Annotated in this window: 1 protein-coding gene; it reads right to left on the minus strand. The window is 67.3% G+C overall.

What is annotated here, in order from left to right; genetic code table 11:
- Positions 1-24: 24 nt before the first annotated feature.
- Positions 25-899, minus strand: a protein-coding gene (locus AOQ53_RS41160; protein WP_408055171.1) for an IS5 family transposase whose coding sequence is annotated in 2 segments (ribosomal slippage) — positions 25-506 and positions 506-899 — 876 coding nt in all. Because the reading frame shifts where the segments join, the coding sequence is not laid out codon by codon here.
- Positions 900-947 lie beyond the last annotated feature (48 nt).

A 947-nucleotide genomic window follows, 5' to 3' on the forward strand; every position in this document is an offset into this window, starting at 1 on the left:
TAGGGCCTGTTGTGAAAGTGCTGGTCACAGCCACTCGTTGATGGCTGCGACCAGCACTGTCGCTTCGTAGCGGACGGCGAGTTTGTCGTACCGAGTGGCAACGGCCCGGTGGCGCTTGAGCCGGTTGATCCCGCACTCGACCGCATGCCGTTGCTTGTAGTCGTCCTTGTCGAACTTCGGCGGCCGCCCGCCACCCGATCCACGCTTGAGCCGGTTGCGGACTCGGTCCGCCGGAACCGGAATGGTGGCCTTGATCCCGCGTCTGCGCAGGTAGGAGCGATTGCCGCGGGAGTCGTACGCCTTGTCGGCACGCACCCGGTCCGGGCGCTTGCGCGGCCTGCCGAGCCCCAGCCTCGGAACCCGGATGGCTTCCAGGACCGCTTCGAACTGCGGGGAGTCGCCCCGCTGCCCGGCCGTGATCACGACGGACAAGGGCTTCTGCCCCTGCTCGACTGCAAGGTGGATTTTGCTGGTCAGTCCACCGCGGGAGCGTCCGAGGCCGTGGTCGGCCGGCTCGACGAAGATCCCGCCGGGCGGTTCCTTCTGGAGGTCCCCTTTTTCGCCGCTCCCGCGGCGTGCTGATGAGCCCGGCAGACAGTGGAGTCGACGTTGACCTCCCAGGTGATCAGGCCCTTCGCATCCGCCTCGGCCTGGAGCTGGGTGAGGATCCTTGCCCAGGTGCCGTCCCGCTGCCAGCGCCGGAACAGGTCATAGACCCGGTCCCACGGCCCGTAACGTTCGGGCACGTCCCGCCAGGGAGCACCGGTCCGGGTCCGCCACCGTATGCCGTCTATCAGCTGTCGCCGCGTCCACACCTGCGGCCGCCCCGGCTTGATGCCCGTCGGTAGCAGAGGCTCAAGCCGGGCCCACTGGCCGTTCGTCAGATCCCCACGTCCCACAGCACGTCATCATCAACGAACAAGATCCACTTTCGCAACAGACCCTAG

Source organism: Streptomyces azureus, assembly GCF_001270025.1.
GTDB classification, from domain to species: domain Bacteria; phylum Actinomycetota; class Actinomycetes; order Streptomycetales; family Streptomycetaceae; genus Streptomyces; species Streptomyces azureus.